This window comes from Sphingomonas adhaesiva (assembly GCF_036946305.1).
Taxonomy (GTDB): Bacteria; Pseudomonadota; Alphaproteobacteria; order Sphingomonadales; family Sphingomonadaceae; genus Sphingomonas; species Sphingomonas adhaesiva_B.
The window spans coordinates 627,646-642,164 of sequence record NZ_JAQIJJ010000002.1; the positions used below are offsets into that span (position 1 = coordinate 627,646).

Here is a 14,519-nt window from a genome sequence, read left to right on the forward strand (position 1 = left end):
CGATGCTGGGCGTGCGAAACCCTGGACCCCGGAACAAGTCCGGGGTGACGGTGCGGGTGGGGTCGAGGTTTCGAACCTCACGCCCCACCCCAGAAACCCGGCGCGGGCGGGTGGAGGATGCCGGTGCGATCCGTCACCCCGCCGTCGCGGTCCTGCGCCAGCCACAGCGGACCGTCGAGATCGACGAACGCCGCGCGCCCCGCCAGCAGCAGCGCGGGCGCGATGCCCAGCGACGAACACACCATGCACCCCACCATCAGCCCGAACCCCCTGGCCACCGCGTCGTCGGCCAGCGCCAGCGCCTCGGTCAGGCCGCCGGTCTTGTCCAGCTTCACGTTCACATGGCTGTAGCGCCCGCGCAATGCGGCGAGGTCGGCGCGGGTGTGGAGCGATTCGTCGGCGCAGATCGCGATGTCCGACGCGATCTCCGCCAGCGCGCCGTCCTCGCCCGCGGGCAGCGGCTGCTCCAGCAGGTCGACGCGCTGGTCGCGCAGGAACGGGGCGAGGCCGGTGACCTCCGCGATGGTCCAGCTTTCGTTGGGATCGACGATCAGCCGCGGCGCCGGCGCCGCGCCGCGCACCGCGGCGATCTGCGCCACGGCATCCTCGCGGTTGACCTTGATCTTCAGCAGCGGGACCGGGGCGTGGCGCGCCGCGGCGGCGGCCATCGCATCGGGCGTGTCGATCGCGATCGTGATCGCGGAGGCGAGCGGCGCGGCGGGCGCGATGCCGGCCAGCGTCGCGACGTCGGTGCCGGCGATGCGCGCTTCCAGATCCCACAGCGCAGTGTCGACCGCGTTGCGCGCGGCCCCTGCCGGCATCGCCGCGGCGATCTCGGCCCGCGAAGCGCCGCCGTCCACCAGCGGGGCGACGGCGGCGATCTGCGCCAGTGCGCCGTCGATCGTCTCGCCGTAGCGCGGATAGGGCACGCCCTCGCCACGGCCGACATGCGCGCCGTCGCGGATCCTCACCGTCACCACATCCGCCGCGGTCTTCACCCCGCGCGAGATGCGGAACGGCGCGTTCAGCGCGAAACGGTCATGGGTCGAGGAGAGGTGGCGCAGCACGTCAGGGTCCAATCGACGATGGCATCCGCACCGAAGCGGTACGGATCGGTGCAGGGCAGGCCGAGCGCGTCGGCGGTGTCGGCGCACAGCCGGTGCGCGGCGGCCTCGTCCAGCTTGACGGTATTGAGCGCGACGCCGACCGCCTGCACGTCCGGGCTGGTGAGGCGCGCGACCTGAAGGTTGGCGGCGAGGCATTCCGCCAGATCGGGCAGCTGGTAGTGCGGCAGCCCGCGCATGTGGCCACGCGACGGATCGTGGCACAGCACGATCGCGCGCGGCTGCGCACCGTGGAGCAGCCCCGTGGAGACACCCGCGAAACTGGGGTGGAACAGCGATCCCTGCCCCTCGATCAGGTCCCAGCCGTTGTCGCTGCGCGCCGGGGTCAGCACCTCGATCGCGCCGGAGATGAAGTCGGCGACCACCGCGTCGAGCGGCACGCCGTCGCCGGCGATCAGGATGCCGGTCTGTCCGGTGGCGCGGAAGTCGGCGGCCACGCCGCGCGCGCGGAAGGCGTCGCGCAGGGTGAGCGTGGCGTACATCTTGCCGACCGAACAATCGGTGCCGACGGTGAGCAGGCGATTGCCCGCGCGCGGTTTGCCGTTGCCGACCGGCAGGTGCGCGGGCGGATCGCGGACGTCGAAGAGCTGGACGCCGGCCTCTTGCGCCGCGGCGACCAGCCGCGGTTCGTCGCGCAGCCGCTGGTGCAGCCCGGAGGCGACGTTCATGCCCGTCGCAATCGCGGTCAGCGCGTCGGCGATCAGATCCTCGCCCAGCGTGCCGCCGGCATTGGCGATCCCCAGCACCAGCGTCCGCGCACCCGCGGCGCGGCCCGCGGCGGCGTCCCGTCGCGGCAGGTCGAGCGTCAGCGGACAATCGTCGTGCCGCCACTCGCCGACGCAATCCTCGCGGCGGAAGGCGGCGAGCCCGCGCGACGTCTTGATGCCGATCTCGTCGTCGGAATGGCCGAGATAGAGGAGGTAAGGACCGGGGATCATCGCGTGCTCATGTGGAGGAGGATGGACGAAGCCTAGGGGCGGGGCCGGGCGGCGCGCCAGTGGTGCTGTCGATGCCGGGTATAAAGCGGGATTATGGGGGTTTCCCCCGTCGCCCTCACCCTTCCGCGGCTTCGCCGCTCCCTCCCTCTCCCGGCGGGAGAGGGAAGGGGCCCATCGGCGCAGCCGATGGGAAGGGTGAGGGTGACGGTTACGAACACCCCTTCGGAGTCGCGCGCAGCAGCACCCGTCCCGGCATCGCCCCGGTGGCGGCGCCGTCGCGCAGCGCCATCCTGCCGTTGACGAACAGCGCGTTCACCCCGGCGCTCGCGACGCGCGGATGGACATAGTCGGCGCGCGGGGCATAGCGGGCGGGGTCGAACACCACGACATCGGCGAAATAGCCGGGGCGCAGATAGCCGCGCTGCTGGATGCGATACATGTCCGCGGTCGCGCCGGTGGAGCGGCGGATGAAGTCGGCGAGGGTGATGACCTTTCGCTCGACCACATAGCTGCGGTATTTCTTCGGAAAGGTCGCCCATTGCCGCGGATGGCCGTCCGATCCGTCGGAGCTGGTGACCACCCATGGCTGTTTCATGATGAGGTCGACGTCGCGGTCGGCCATGTTGAAGCTGGCGATGCCGCTGCCCGCGGGATCGGTGCCGGCCGCGTTGGGCACGCGCAGGATGCGGATCGCGGCATCGACGGGGGAGAGGTTCCACGCGGTCGCCATCTGACCCAGCGTGCGGCCGGTCCATGGCTGTCGCTCGGCGGTCAGCAGGATCGATTCCTTGCCGCCGCGCCGCCGCAGATTCTCCGCCATCTCCGCCTTGATCTTCGCCAGCGTCGCGGCGTCGTCGAAGCGCGCGATCATCTTCGCATAGCCGCCGTCTAGCGCCCAGCGCGGCACCAGCGCGGCGTCGACGCTGCTGCCCGATGCCAGCCACGGATATTGGTCCGCGGTCACCTCCTGCCCGGCGCGGCGCGCGGCCTCGATCGTGGCGATCAGCCGCGGCGCCATGCCCTGAACGTCGACGCCCAGCGCCTTGAGATGCGCGATATGCACCGGCATCCCCGCCTCGCGCCCGATGCGGATCGCCTCCTGCGTCGAGGCGATCAGGCCGATCGTGTAATTGGATTCGTCGCGCTGATGGCTGTCGTACATCCCGCCGCGCGCCGCCGCCTCGCGCGCGACCGCGATCACCTCCCCGGTCCTCGCATAGCTCTGGGGGGCGTAGAACAGCCCGGTGGAGAAGCCGGTCGCGCCCTGGCACATCGCGCCCGCGACCAGCGCCTGTTCCTGCGCCAGCTCGGCCGCGGTGGGTGCGCGGTCGTCGCGCCCCAGCACGCGCGTGCGCACCGCGCCGAAGCCGACGAAGGGCACGACGTTGGTGCCGATGCCGCCCGCCGCCAGCGTCTTCGCATCGGCGGCGACATCCGGCGTGCCATAGCCGTCGACCCCGGTGACGATCGTGGCCACGCCTTGCGCCAGCCACGGCAGGTTGACGTGCTGCCGCGCATCGGCGGCGCGGATATAGGTGTCGGGATGGGTATGCGCGTCGATGAAGCCGGGTGCGACGATGCGGCCTTTCGCGTCGATCACCGTCCGCGCGGGCGTGCGGCGCGTCGGGCCGACATAGACGATGCGATCGCCCGCGATCTCCACGTCGCCCGTGATTGGCGCGGTCGCGGCGCCGGTATAGACGGTGCCGCCGCGGATCACGATGTCGACGGGCTTCCCCGCCTGCGCGACCGCGGAACCGGCGATGAGGGCAGCGATAGCGAACAGCGGTTTCATGCGCTTTTCCCGGGCGAGAGGGTGGTGACGGAGCGGACGTGCGCGTCGACCGCGGCGCGCGTGAACAGCATCGGGTGCATCGTGCCCGCGATCCAGGGATCGTACTGGTCGCGATAATGCGGGCTGGCAGGGTCAGCGGACTGGCCGGGGAGGTTGAGCACCAGCGAATTGTCCCACCCGCCGACGTCGATCACCTGAAGGTAGCTGGCCCCGCCGCCGGTGCGCCAGCCGGGACCGCTGCCCAGCCAGCGTGCCATCACGGTATAGCCGTCGCCGCCCGATCCCTGCCCCTCGATCGGGGGGAAGGCGGCGGCGATGGCAGGGATGCGCGACAGCGGGTGGCTGATGCGAACCTGATGCAGCGTGCCCCAGCGCCATGCCGCCGGGTCGCTGCCGAGCACGCGCTGCGCCTCCTGCCACCCCGCGGCGAGCGCGGCATCGACCAGCGCGGGCCGCTTCTTCGCCTCGGCCAGCAGCACCGAGGGCGCGATCTCCGTCACCAGCTCCTGCGCGCGCGCCGGGACGATCGCGGCCAGCATCCGCCGCCCCAGGTCGCGCCACACGATCTCGAACAGCGCGGCCGCCGCGCTGTCGCGGTCGATGCGCACGTTCCATCCCGCCAGCATCACCGCCGCCGCGCGCGCCGCGTCGGAGGGGCGGTCGGGCAACAGCGCGACGAACTGCATCGCCGGCGCGGAGAAGGTGTCGTGCTGGAGCGCGACGCTGTCGGCGAGCGTGTGCTTCGGCTGTGCGGCGAGCACGTCGGCGATCCGCTCATAGCGGTACGGATCGCGGAAGGAGTAAGCGGGCACGCGATCCGCCGGCCAGCCGGGGGGCAGATTGTTCTGGTTGGCGGAGGCGAACCAGCCCTGCGCGGGATTGTACGCGCTGGGCAGGCGGCGGAAGTCGATATGGCCGGTCCAGTCGTAGCGCCCGTCGCCCGGCACCGGCAGCAGCCCGTCGCCCTTCTTGCGGGTTGGCTGGAAGCCGATCACCTGCCAGCCGTGGTTGCCCGCGACATCGGCATAATGGAAGTTGGTGGGCGAGGGGTGGAGGCGGAACGCGTCCTTCAGCGACGCCCAGTCCTTCGCCAGGTTGATCGCGATCATCGCGAAGGCGCCGCTGCCGCCCGGCTGCATCCCGATCGACGCCAGCACGGTGGCGCGGCGACGCGCGGGGTCGTGGCTGACCACCGGGCCTTGCACCGCATGGCGCAGCGTCGCCGCGGCGGGTGCGGCATCCTTGACCGGGATCGCGACGTCGACGCGGTCGAACCGCTTCCACCCGCCGTCGTGGCGATAGCGTTCCGGATCGTCGGGGTGCAGCTCCAGCACGAACAGGTCGGACTGGTCGATGTGGAAGTTGGTGCGCCCGAACGCGAAGCGGTCGGTATGCCCCTGCATGATCCCCGGCAGGCCGGGCGCGCCGCCGCCGATCACGTCCAGCCCCGGCGCGGTCAGATGCGCGACATGGCGCGGCGCGAAGCCGCCGATGCCCAGATGCGGATCGTTGGCGAGGATCGCGCGGCCGGTCGCGGAGCGGTGCGGCGCGATCGTCCAGGCATTGCTGCCGGCATTGGCGCGTTCGAGCGGGGTGTCGGGATCGCCCGGCTCGCGCGTCGGCGTCTGCGGGCCGAAGGGCAGGCCGCCCAGCCGCAGCACGCCCAGGTCCGCCTCGCTCACCGCCTTGACGTCCAGCCCCGCGGGCACGGTCATGCGGTGCGCCGGGCGCAGCGGGGCGACGATCGCGTCGAGGTCGAGCAGGCCGAGCGCGGCGAGCTGTGCGCGGCGCACCTCGTCGTCGGCATTGCCCTCCGCCCCGCCGCGCGCCAGCACGAAGTCGCGCACGTCCCAGGTCAGCGGGCGGACGTTCAGGATCGCATATTCGGCGGGCAGCAGCGCCGGATCCGCCGTCACCTCCGCGATGCGCGCGTTGATGCCGGCGCAATAGGCGCGCGCGCAGGCCAGCACGTCGGCGGGGATCCGCGCCAGTTCCGCCGCCAGGTCGCCGCGATAGTGGAACAGCCGCGCCGCCGCGTCGTAGCGCGCGAAGTCGGCGCCATAGGCCTCCGCCATCCGCCCGAGATCGCGGCGGTGCGACAGGTCGATCTGGAACAGCCGGTCGCGCGCGACGACATAGCCTTGGCCGAAATAGGCATCGGGGATCGAGGCGGCGCGGATGTGCGGCACGCCCCAGTCGTCGTCGGCGATCTCGACCGGTGCGGACAGACCGGCGACGGTGGCGGTACGGACATGGGCGGTGGGGGCGGGCGCGGTGGGGGCGGGGGCGCGCTGCGGCTTGGCACGGCAGGCGGGCGCCAGCGCGACGATCGCGGCCGAGCCGAGCAGGAAGGAGCGGCGATCGAACATCGGACACGAACCCCGGTGATGGCGGTGTGGCCCCACGCTAACGATCACGCCGCCGCGCCGTCCATACCGCAGGCCGGCGGCGGGCATAAGGCGCGGCTATGGCCGACGGGCCACAGGTCGTCCGTATAATCCCGGTCTATGGTCTGGCGAAGCGTTGGAAGCGCGCATCCGCTTGACGCTTCCCGCGCGCGACCGGCACCTTCGCCCATCGATATCCGTCAGCGATCCGGCAACCAACGACCGGGTCCACGGGCATCGCGTCGCGCGGGAGGCGTCGCGGAAGGCCGCGCCCCGGCGGTGCGGTCAGCGAGCCATTAGGGGGCTAGAATGACGATTGAGAGGCAGTTCGACCGCCGCAAGGCTTTCCTGACCGGCTTCACCAGCCTGGCGGCGCTGGCGGTGGCGCTTCCCGCGGCGGCGCAGGCGGTGGAGGACACGCCGACCCGCAACGCCGCCACCGCGCAGGCGAGCGAACCCGCGCCGGAGAGCGGGGAAACCGGTCCCGACGTCGTCGTCACCGGCACCCGCATCGTGCGCAGCGGGTTCGAGGCGCCGACGCCGCTCAACGTGATCTCGCAGGCGGAGATCCAGAACAGTTCGCCCACCAACAACCTGGCCGATTTCGTCAACCAGATCCCCTCGGTCGCGGGCAGCACGCGGCCTGCCAACTCGCGCCTCGCGATCAGTTCGGGCCTCGCCGGGATCAACGCGCTGAACCTGCGCGCGCTGGGCGAGATCCGCACGCTGGTGCTGCTCGACGGGCGGCGCACGGTCGGATCGAGCGTGACCGGGCTGGTCGACATCAACACCTTCCCGCAGGCGCTGGTGAAGAGCGTCGAGATCGTCACCGGCGGTGCGTCGGCCGCATACGGCTCGGACGCGGTCGCGGGCGTCGTCAACTTCGTGCTCGACAAGAAGTATCAGGGCATCAAGATGTCCGCCGACAGCGGCATCACCAGCCGCGGCGACGGGTTCAACTATTCGTTCAGCGTGGCCGGCGGGACATCGTTCGGCAGCGAGGGGCGCGGACATGTCCTGCTGAGCGCGGAGCTGGCGCATCGCGACGGCATTTTCCAGGTCGATCGCGACTGGAATGCGCGCGGGCGCGTGCGCATCACCAACCCCAATTACACCAACACCAACGGCCAGGCGCAATATCTGATCCGCCAGCCGGTGGGGGCGGCCAACGCCACGCCGGGGGGCATCATCCTCAATTCCGCCGGGGGTGTCGCCAACCGTCTGCGCGGCATCTATTTCGGGCAGGGGAGCGCGGCGAGCCGGTTCCAATATGGTTCGCTGAACTTCCCGGCACTGGGCGGTACGACCGCGCCGGCGCTGACGCAGGGCGGCGACTGGCAGCTGAACGACCAGGGCCGCAACATCGGGCTGGATGCCGACGACGATCGTCGCGGCGTGTTCGGCCGCGTCAGCTACGACGTGGCGGACGGCATCTCGCTGTTCGCGGAGGCGTCGTACAACTGGCAGCGCACGCTGTTCAACGCGGGGCCGCAGCTGACCACCTCGACCACGCTGAGCAGCGCCAACCCCTATCTGCAAAGCGCGCTGGCCAATGCGGTGTCGGCGGGCCTCATCACCGCGGCGGAGCGCGCGGCGGTCACGTCGGTCACGATCGGGTCGACGTCGGTCGACCTGCCCTATCGCAAGAACAACAGCACGCGTGACGTGCAGCGCTACGCGATCGGCGCGGAGGGCGATTTCCAGGCGTTCGGCAACAAGGCGATCTGGAACATCTACGGTCAATATGGCGAGACCAACGCGCACGAGCAATTGCGCGACATCATGAACACCACGCGCATGGCGAATGCGACCGATGCGGTGGCGGCGCCTGCGGGCAACGCGCTGGGCGTTCCGACGGGTACGGTCGTGTGCCGTTCGTCGCTGACCGCGCCGGGCAACGGCTGCGTGCCGCTCAACCGCCTCGGCATCGGCGTCGCCAGCCAGGGTGCGATCGACTATGTGCTGGGCGATCCGTATCGCGACCAGAAGCTGAAGCAGACGGTGGCCGGGGCCAATCTGTCGCTGACGCCATTCGCGACCTGGGCCGGTGACGTCAGCATCGCGGTGGGCGCGGAATATCGCAAGGAGCAGGTGTCGGGTGTCGTCCCGACCGAGTTCCAGAGCGGCTGGTCGGTCGGCAACTTCCTGCCCACGTTCGGCAGCTACAACGTCAAGGAAGCCTATCTGGAGACCGTCGTGCCGCTGGGCGCGGGCGTCGAGTTCAACGGTGCGGTGCGCGGCACCGATTATTCCACCTCGGGCTATGTCACGACGTGGAAGGTCGGCACCACCTGGCGCCCGATCGAGGACATCCGCTTCCGCGTGACGCGGTCGCGCGATATCCGGGCGCCCAACCTCAACGAGCTGTTCCAGTCGGGCACCTCGCGCACCAACACGCTGACCGATCCGGCGACGGGTCGCACCAACGTGACCTTCCGCGAAACGACGACGGGCAATCCCAACCTGCGCCCGGAAAAGGCGGATTCGACCAGCGTCGGCGTGGTGCTCCAGCCGCGCTTCATTCCGGGCTTCTCCTTCTCGGCGGACGGCTTCCTCATCAAGCTGAAGGATGCGATCGGGCAGTATTTCGCGCAGGATATCATCAACCGCTGCTTCGAGGGGCGGACCGAGTTCTGCGCCGCTTATGGCGCCGATCCGACCGGCGATCGCGAATTGTTCTTCCGCGCCAGCCCGTTCAACTTCGCGCGCCAGACGGTGCGCGGCATCGACTTCGACGCGACCTACAAGGTGCCGCTCGACGACATGTTCGGCAACGTTCCGGGCGATCTGACGCTGCGCGGCCTGGCGACGCGCTACATCGACAACATCACCGATGCCGGCGTGCCGAACGTGATCCCGGTCGACATCGTCGGCCAGCTGGGCGGGTCGAGCCTGCCGAAGTGGATCTATCGCTTCAACGCCACCTACGACACCGACAGCTTCTCGCTGACCGGCACCGCGCGCGGCGTGAGCGGCGGGACATATGGCAACAATTACGTGGTCTGCGACGGCAATTGCCCGGTCGGGCGCCCCACCGCGATCGTCTCGCAATTCCCGACGATCGACAACAACGACATCGGCGGCGCGCTGTATGTCGATCTGAACCTGACCGCGAAGATCGACGCCGGCACCGGCGCCAAGGCAGAGCTGTTCTTCAACGTCACCAACCTGTTCGATCGCGATCCGATCCTGTTGCCGGAGACCGGATTGGCGGCGAACAGCACCTATTCCGACCTGCTGGGCCGGTCGTTCCGGATCGGCATCCGGATGCAGACGCGCTGACGAACAGATCGGCTGCGGGCGGGGCGCGTTCCCGCCTGCGGTCGATCGCGCCTGTGGTCAGGCGCTTGCGGACAGCATGTTCGCCTCGGCCAGGCGGCCGCGGAACGTTTCCACCTGGCTCTTGAGCATCGCCAGCTCCTCCAGCGTCATGCCCGACCGTGCGATCAGTTCCTCGCCCAGGCACGCGCAGCGGTCGCGCATGTCGCGACCCCGTGCCGTCAGCCGCACCTGCACCTGACGCTCGTCGGCCGGGTTGCGCATCCGGTCCACCATTCCCGCCGCCTCCAGCCGCTTCACCAGCGGGGTGATGGTGCTCGATTCCAGCGTCAGCCGCTGCGCGATCGCGCCGATCGTGCGCCCGTCCTCCTCCCACAAGGCGTGGAGCACCAGATATTGCGGATAGGTGAGCCCCAGCGCGTCGAGCATCGGCTTGTACGCCCGCCCCACCGCCATGCTCGCCGCATACATCGAAAAGCAGAGCTGGTCGTCGAGCGGTAGCATGCTGCCCAAGGGTGGGTCTCCATAGGGTGGGGAACGTGCGCGATATCGCCTCGAACCTCGCTCTTTACAAGCGCGGAACCATTGCCTAGATAATCATTATCGCAGTATGCAATATGATTGAGAGGATGCCGATATGTCCGTTGACGTAAAGTACCGCACCCGCGCCACCGCCACCGGCGGGCGAGAGGGGCATGCCCGCAGCGAGGACGGCGCGCTCGACGTCACCCTGTCGACGCCGCGCGAGCTGGGCGGCGCCGGCGGCGCGGGGACCAATCCGGAGCAGATGTTCGCCGCGGGCTATTCCGCCTGCTTCATCGGTGCGCTGAAGGTCGCGGGCCAGCAGCTGAAGGTGAAGGTGCCCGACGATGCGACCGTGTCCGCGAGCATCGGCATCGGGCCGCGCACCGGTGGTGGCTTCGGGCTGACGGCGGCGCTGACGGTCGACCTGCCGGGCATCGATCCGCAGGTGGCGGAGCAGCTGGTCGCCGCCGCGCATGACATCTGCCCCTATTCGAATGCGACGCGGGGCAATATCGACGTCGGCCTGACGCTCGCCTGATCGGGGAGCGGCGCGAAGGAGATGTCATGACCCGTACCCCCGGCACCGAAGGCTTCGTGCTGAACCAGACGATGCTGCGCGTGCGCGATCCGCACGCGTCGCTGGCCTTCTACCGGGACGTGCTGGGGATGGCGCTGCTCCAGCGGCTCGACTTCGCGGAGATGAAATTCTCGCTCTACTTCCTCGCCTATCTGAACGACGGCGAGGTGGTGCCGGAGGATCCGGTCGAGCGCGCGCGCTTCATCTTCGCGCGCGAGACGACGCTGGAACTGACCCACAATTGGGGGACGGAGGATGATGCCGGGTTCGCCGGCTATCACGACGGGAACCGGGAGCCGCGCGGCTTCGGGCATCTGGGCATTTCCGTGCCCGACGTCGCGGCGGCCTGCGCGCGGTTCGAGGAAATTGGCGTGCCGTTCAGGAAGCGGCCGCAGGACGGCGCGATGAAGGAGATCGCGTTCATCACCGATCCCGACGGCTATTGGATCGAGATCCTGTCGCCTGCCGGGATGACGTCGGCGCTACAGAAGTAGCCGCGTTCCCACGATCAGCAGGACCAGCGCCAGCGCGGGCGTGACATAGCGTTCCGGCAGATAATCGGTCAGCCGTGCGCCCAGCAGCACGCCGGGGATCGAGCCGAGCAGCAGCGCGCCCAGCAGGCGCAGGTCGATATTGCCGATCAGCGCATGGCCGATGCCGCCGATCAGCGCGACCGGCACGGCATGGACGATGTCGGTCCCCACCAGCCGCTTGGCGGTGAGCCGCAGCGGATAGAGCAGCAACAGCAACGTGGCGCCGAGCGCGCCCGCGCCGACCGACGTCAGCGTGATGAGCGTGCCGAGCAGCGCGCCCGCCGCAACCGTCAGCGCCGGCTGCCAGCGCAGAAACGCCTGCGTCCGCGCGCCGTCCGCCCGGGCGAAGCGCGCGGCGAGCGCACGACGGAACGGCGTCGCCAGCCCCGACAGTACCAGCGCGATGCCGAGCGTGGTGACGATCAGGCCGTTCTTCTCCGCCTGCTGGCCATGATCCCACAGCCACCACAGGGTGAGCGCGACCGCGGGCAGGCTGCCCCAGCACAGCCGCTTGACGATCTGCCAGTCGGTATTGTCCTGGCGATGGTGCATCGCGCCGCCGGCCACCTTCGTGATCGCGGCGAACCACAGATCGGTGCCGACCGCGGTGGCGGGCGCGATGCCGAACAGCAGGATCAGCAGCGGCGACATCAGCGATCCGCCGCCAACGCCGGTCAGTCCGACGATGGCACCGACCAGAAATCCCGCCAGCGTGCTCAGCCAGTCCACTCTCGTCCCCCGCGGTTTGGCGCGCTGTGTGCGTTCGGCGCGCGCGGGGCAATGGCAGAAAAGCTTGGGGCGCGCGCAGATGGGGTGGGGGGCAGGAAGAAGCGGGACCCCGGGTCAAGCCCGGGGTGACGACCGGGGAGTGCGCGCCTCCCGTCACCCCGGCCTTGAGCCGGGGTCCCGCTTCTTCCTACGCCGCGCGGGCCAACAGCGCTTCCCACGCCGACAGCTTCGGCTGGTCGGGCCACAGCCCGCGCGTGTCATAGACCAGCTTGTCCGCGCGCTCGTCGAGTGGGACCGAGCGGAACAGGTCATGGTCGACCAGCACGACCAAAGCGTCGCAGGTGGCGAGCGCGGTATCCAGGTCGATCAGCGCCGCGCCGGTGCCGGCGAACGCCGCCGGCAGCGTGTCGATATGCGGCTCCACCAGCGCGATCCGCTCGCCGAAGCGACGCGCCAGCGCGGCGGCGATCTCCACCGCGGGGCTTTCGCGCAGGTCGTCGATATTGGGCTTGAACGCCAGGCCCAGGCAGGCGACGCGCGTGTCGGGCAGTCGCTCGATCAGTCGCAGCGCACGGCCGATGACGTGATCGGTCTTGGCATCGTTGACCTCGCGCGCGGTGCGGATCAGCCGACTGTTGACCGGATCACCCGCGACCAGGAACCACGGATCGACCGCGATGCAATGCCCGCCCACGCCCGGGCCGGGCTGAAGGATCGACACGCGCGGGTGGCGGTTGGCGAGGCGGATCACCTCCCACACGTCGATCGCCATCCCCTCCGCGATCAGCGACAGTTCGTTGGCGAAGGCGATGTTGACGTCGCGGTAGCTGTTCTCGACCAGCTTCACCATCTCCGCCGCGCGCGCCGCGGTGGTGAGGCACGCCCCGCGCACGAAGCGGCGATAGAAGGCCATCGCGCGGCGGGCGCAGCGCGGGGTGATGCCGCCGATGACGCGGTCGTTGTCGATCAGCTCGATCAGGATGCGCCCGGGCAGCACGCGTTCCGGGCAATAGGCGATGAACAGGTCGGCCGCGCCGCTGCACCGGCCGGGAATGGAGAGGTCGGGGCGTAGCGCGGCGATCGTCGCCGCGACCTGTTCCGTTGTCCCCACCGGCGAGGTGGATTCGAGGATGACGAGATCGCCCTTCTTCAGCACCGGCGCGATCGTGCGCGCGGCGGCGAGGACGTGGCGGACGTCGGGGCGGTGGTCGGCGTCGAACGGGGTGGGGACCGCGATGATGAACGTGTCCGCCGGCTCCGGCGCGGTGGCGGCGCGCAGCAATCCCCGTGCCGTCACCCCCTGTACCAGCCCGTGGAGATCGACCTCCTCGATATGGACGCGTCCCTCGGCGACGGTGGCGACGACATGGTCGTTCACGTCGACGCCCAGCGTCGGGATGCCCGCGCGCGCGATCACCGCGGCGGTGGGCAGGCCGATATAGCCCAGCCCCATGACGACGGCGCCGAGCGTCGGGCCAGAGTCTGAAGGGGCGGCTTCAGTGGCGGTGGGCATCCTCGACGATCCTCGCGATCCGTTGCGCCGCCTGTCCGTCGCCATAGGGATTGTGCGCCCGGGCCATCGCGGCATGCGCGTCGTCATCGTCGAGAAGAGCGAAGATATGGTTGACGATGCGATCGGGGTCGGTGCCGACCAGCGCCGCGGTGCCGGCCGCGACGCCCTCCGGCCGCTCGGTGGTGTCGCGCATCACCAGCACCGGCGTGCCGAGACTGGGCGCCTCCTCCTGTACGCCGCCCGAATCGGTCAGCATGACGTCGGCCATCGCCATCAGCCGGACGAAATGCGGATAGTCGAGGGGGGCGATCAGCGCGACGTGGGGATGATCCGCGAGCGGTGCCATCGCGTCGCGGACCTGCGGATTGGGGTGGACCGGGAAGATCACCGCGGTGTCGGCGCGATCGGCGACGCGCGCGATCGCGGCGGCGACCTGGCGCAGGCCATCGCCCCAATTCTCGCGCCGGTGGCTGGTGACCGCGACGATCCGCTTGCCCGCGAAGCGCGCGGCCAGCGGATCGAGCCCGGCGGCGAGCGCCGGCTCGCGCGTCAGCCGGTCGCGCATCGCGAGCAGCGCGTCGATCACGGTATTGCCGGTGACGTGGATCGCCGCGGCGGCGACGTTCTCCGCGCGCAGCGCCGCGGCGGCCTGTGGCGTGGGGGCGAAATGCAGGTCGGCGATGGCGCCGGTGACGCGGCGGTTGCCCTCCTCCGGCCAGGGCGAGAGCAGGTCGCCGCTGCGCAACCCCGCCTCGACATGCGCGACGGGGATGCGGCGGAAATAGGCCGCCATCGTCGCCGCCATCGTCGTCAGCGTGTCGCCATGGACCAGGATGCGGTCGGGCCGCTCGGCATCCAGCGTCGCGCCGAACCCGGTCAGGATGCGCGCGGCGAGCGCATCGAGCGATTGCCCCGCCTGCATCAGGTCGAGGTCGATGTCGGGAACGATGCCGAAGATGTCGAGCACCTGGTCCAGCATCGCGCGATGCTGCGCCGTCACCGCGACGCGCACGTCCATCGTCCCGCGCGCGCGCAACGCGGCGACGACAGGGGCCATCTTGATGGCCTCCGGGCGGGTGCCGAACACGGTCATGATGCGGGGCAGTCGGCTCACGCGGA

11 protein-coding genes are annotated in these 14,519 nt (G+C 70.3%); 3 read left to right on the forward strand and 8 right to left on the reverse strand.

What is annotated here, in order from left to right:
- Positions 1-77 precede the first annotated feature (77 nt).
- The 4 genes from dgcA to PGN14_RS03280 form a co-directional block, all read right to left on the reverse strand.
- A complete protein-coding gene (gene dgcA, locus PGN14_RS03265) occupies positions 78-1,067 on the reverse strand; it encodes an N-acetyl-D-Glu racemase DgcA (protein ID WP_335297960.1) in 990 nt (329 codons plus the stop codon).
- Positions 1,025-2,062, reverse strand: a complete 1,038-nt coding sequence (dgcN, locus tag PGN14_RS03270) for an N-acetyltransferase DgcN (protein WP_335297961.1) — start codon at positions 2,060-2,062, stop codon at positions 1,025-1,027. Before dgcN ends, dgcA begins: the two co-directional genes overlap by 43 nt.
- A 208-nt stretch (positions 2,063-2,270) precedes the next feature.
- Positions 2,271-3,857 (reverse strand): N-acyl-D-amino-acid deacylase family protein, encoded by a 1,587-nt coding sequence (locus tag PGN14_RS03275; RefSeq protein WP_335297962.1) that lies wholly within the window; start codon positions 3,855-3,857, stop codon positions 2,271-2,273.
- The gene (locus PGN14_RS03280; RefSeq protein WP_335297963.1) at positions 3,854-6,226 is read right to left on the reverse strand and encodes a penicillin acylase family protein; all 2,373 of its coding nucleotides are present in this window, start codon (positions 6,224-6,226) and stop codon (positions 3,854-3,856) included. The genes PGN14_RS03275 and PGN14_RS03280 overlap by 4 nt, the downstream gene beginning before the upstream one ends.
- A gap of 327 nt (positions 6,227-6,553) precedes the next feature.
- Between PGN14_RS03280 and PGN14_RS03285 the strand changes: the two genes are divergently transcribed.
- Positions 6,554-9,526 (forward strand): TonB-dependent receptor plug domain-containing protein, encoded by a 2,973-nt coding sequence (locus tag PGN14_RS03285; RefSeq protein WP_335297964.1) that lies wholly within the window; start codon positions 6,554-6,556, stop codon positions 9,524-9,526.
- Between the two features lie 57 nt (positions 9,527-9,583).
- On the opposite strand, the gene PGN14_RS03290 is transcribed toward PGN14_RS03285, so the two are convergent.
- Positions 9,584-10,036, reverse strand: coding sequence for a MarR family winged helix-turn-helix transcriptional regulator (locus tag PGN14_RS03290; RefSeq protein WP_335297965.1), 453 nt, complete (start codon positions 10,034-10,036; stop codon positions 9,584-9,586).
- A gap of 124 nt (positions 10,037-10,160) precedes the next feature.
- On the opposite strand from PGN14_RS03290, the gene PGN14_RS03295 reads away from it, so the two are divergent.
- Together PGN14_RS03295 and gloA are read left to right on the forward strand one after the other, a co-directional pair.
- Positions 10,161-10,586, forward strand: coding sequence for an organic hydroperoxide resistance protein (locus PGN14_RS03295; RefSeq protein WP_335297966.1), 426 nt, complete (start codon positions 10,161-10,163; stop codon positions 10,584-10,586).
- A 26-nt stretch (positions 10,587-10,612) separates the two neighbouring features.
- A complete protein-coding gene (gene gloA / locus PGN14_RS03300; protein WP_335297967.1) occupies positions 10,613-11,119 on the forward strand; it encodes a lactoylglutathione lyase in 507 nt (168 codons plus the stop codon).
- Here gloA and PGN14_RS03305 read toward each other — a convergent pair.
- The 3 genes from PGN14_RS03305 to wecB all read right to left on the reverse strand — a co-directional run bounded on the left by PGN14_RS03305 (position 11,108) and on the right by wecB (position 14,493).
- Positions 11,108-11,887 carry a sulfite exporter TauE/SafE family protein gene (locus tag PGN14_RS03305; RefSeq protein ID WP_335297968.1) on the reverse strand — a complete coding sequence of 260 codons (780 nt, stop codon included), beginning with the start codon at positions 11,885-11,887 and terminating at the stop codon, positions 11,108-11,110. The genes gloA and PGN14_RS03305 overlap by 12 nt on opposite strands.
- A 187-nt stretch (positions 11,888-12,074) precedes the next feature.
- On the reverse strand, positions 12,075-13,400 hold the full coding sequence (wecC, locus tag PGN14_RS03310; RefSeq protein WP_335297969.1) for a UDP-N-acetyl-D-mannosamine dehydrogenase: 1,326 nt from the start codon (positions 13,398-13,400) through the stop codon (positions 12,075-12,077).
- Entirely contained in the window at positions 13,384-14,493 is a 1,110-nt protein-coding gene (wecB, locus tag PGN14_RS03315) for a non-hydrolyzing UDP-N-acetylglucosamine 2-epimerase (protein ID WP_335298052.1), read from the reverse strand. The genes wecC and wecB overlap by 17 nt, the downstream gene beginning before the upstream one ends.
- Positions 14,494-14,519: the final 26 nt, after the last annotated feature.

Excerpts from the sequence above, each read along its gene's own strand:
- dgcN (WP_335297961.1), bottom strand. The coding sequence starts at position 2,062 with ATGATCCCCGGTCCTTACCTCCTCTATCTCGGCCATTCCGACGACGAG.
- PGN14_RS03275 (WP_335297962.1), bottom strand. The coding sequence starts at position 3,857 with ATGAAACCGCTGTTCGCTATCGCTGCCCTCATCGCCGGTTCCGCGGTC.
- PGN14_RS03280 (WP_335297963.1), bottom strand. The coding sequence starts at position 6,226 with ATGTTCGATCGCCGCTCCTTCCTGCTCGGCTCGGCCGCGATCGTCGCG.
- PGN14_RS03285 (WP_335297964.1), top strand. The coding sequence starts at position 6,554 with ATGACGATTGAGAGGCAGTTCGACCGCCGCAAGGCTTTCCTGACCGGC.
- PGN14_RS03295 (WP_335297966.1), top strand. The coding sequence starts at position 10,161 with ATGTCCGTTGACGTAAAGTACCGCACCCGCGCCACCGCCACCGGCGGG.
- gloA (WP_335297967.1), top strand. The coding sequence starts at position 10,613 with ATGACCCGTACCCCCGGCACCGAAGGCTTCGTGCTGAACCAGACGATG.
- wecC (WP_335297969.1), bottom strand. The coding sequence starts at position 13,400 with ATGCCCACCGCCACTGAAGCCGCCCCTTCAGACTCTGGCCCGACGCTC.
- wecB (WP_335298052.1), bottom strand. The coding sequence starts at position 14,493 with ATGACCGTGTTCGGCACCCGCCCGGAGGCCATCAAGATGGCCCCTGTC.